This window comes from Chitinophaga tropicalis (assembly GCF_009758205.1).
GTDB classification, from domain to species: Bacteria; Bacteroidota; Bacteroidia; order Chitinophagales; family Chitinophagaceae; genus Chitinophaga; species Chitinophaga tropicalis.
Window position 1 is genome coordinate 1 of the sequence record NZ_WRXN01000051.1, and the last position, 682, is coordinate 682.

Below are 682 nucleotides of genomic sequence, written 5' to 3' on the forward strand. Positions count from 1 at the left end.
TACACCTTCAATGCAGTTTAGAATGCTCCCCTACCGATTACTGACATCGCCAGCAATCCTAAAGCTTCGGTTGTATGTTTGATGCCCGATTATTTTCCGTGCTCAAACCCTCGACCAGTGAGCTGTTACGCACTCTTTAAATGAATGGCTGCTTCCAAGCCAACATCCTGGCTGTTATAGGATTTGAACTTCGTTTGTTCAACTTAACATACGATTAGGGACCTTAGCTGTTAATCTGGGTTATTTCCCTCTCGGCCATGGACCTTAGCGCCCACAGCCTCACTCCCGCAGATATATCATAGCATTCGGAGTTTATTAGGGTTTGGTAGGCGGTGAAGCCCCCTAGCCCAATTAGTAGCTCTACCTCTATGATAACTCTATGTACGAGGCTGTTCCTAAAAACATTTCGGGGAGAACGAGCTATCTCTCAGTTTGATTGGCCTTTCACCCCTATCCACAGGTCATCCCATAGCTTTTCAACGCTAATGAGTTCGGTCCTCCAGTTTGTGTTACCAAACCTTCAACCTGCCCATGGATAGATCACAAAGTTTCGCGTCTACCCCTACTGACTGGCGCTCTGTTAGAACTCGCTTTCGCTGCGGCTCCGTAACTTAAGTACTTAACCTTGCCAGTAAGGAGTAACTCGTAGGCTCATTATGCAAAAGGCACGCCGTCACATATT

General features: G+C 46.8%; 1 rRNA gene. It reads right to left on the bottom strand.

Features of this window, described 5'->3' with window-relative positions:
* Positions 1 to 682: ribosomal RNA gene (locus GO493_RS30755) — 23S ribosomal RNA — on the bottom strand; the annotation flags it as partial.